Here is a 260-nt window from a genome sequence, read left to right on the forward strand (position 1 = left end):
CACCCCTTTTTGAGTTACTCTTCTTCTACCACCATCTGATTCACGTGCCCGAACGTGGGACAACGAATCTGACCGGTGTTCCAATTCCTTCAGCACTGCTGATTTCCAAACCTCTCCCGTACATTTGGCGCAGCCGTTTGTCGGTATTGATCAGGCCAATTCCATGCTCGCCTTGTCGGTTGACGTCCAGTACTGATTCGACTTTTTCACGCCTCATTCCTGCCCCATCGTCTGAAACTTCAATATCAACAGCTTCTCCT

Annotated in this window: 1 protein-coding gene; it reads right to left on the bottom strand. The window is 49.6% G+C overall.

What is annotated here, in order from left to right:
• Nucleotides 1-40: 40 nt before the first annotated feature.
• Nucleotides 41-260, bottom strand: a 220-nt coding sequence (locus tag SB822_RS58395) for a sensor histidine kinase (RefSeq protein ID WP_410859283.1), incomplete at its 5' end; no start/stop codon positions are given.

Origin of the sequence: Paraburkholderia sp. SIMBA_054 (genome assembly GCF_046534875.1) — a bacterium.
Lineage (GTDB): Bacteria > Pseudomonadota > Gammaproteobacteria > Burkholderiales > Burkholderiaceae > Paraburkholderia > Paraburkholderia hospita.